The 238-nt window shown below is 68.1% G+C and carries 1 pseudogene; it reads right to left on the bottom strand.

The features are described from left to right. Nucleotides 1-221: pseudogene (locus KZZ07_RS27395) on the bottom strand (methylcrotonoyl-CoA carboxylase); the annotation flags it as partial. Between the last annotated feature and the right edge of the window lie 17 nt (nt 222-238).

Genomic DNA, 238 nt, shown 5'->3' on the forward strand with positions numbered 1-238 from the left:
CTGAGTTCAAGGAACGGCGAGCCAGGATCGAGCAGGCGGTTGATTCGCTCGCGAGGTAGCAGCTTGCCGCGTGAGGTGTGCCGCTCCTGGGCTTTTGCGCCGCCGCCTTGTTGCACGTGGGCGAGCAGGGTGTGAAGGGCGTCGACCTGGTGGCGCATCGCTGCGCTGTTGGCGGCAAACTCCGCCGAGCGCGGGTTGAGCTGGGTGTGCAGGGTGGCCATGGCGCGCTCCGTCAGCG

It is taken from the genome of Mameliella sp. CS4 (assembly GCF_019392335.1).
In the GTDB taxonomy this organism is placed as follows: domain Bacteria; phylum Pseudomonadota; class Alphaproteobacteria; order Rhodobacterales; family Rhodobacteraceae; genus Antarctobacter.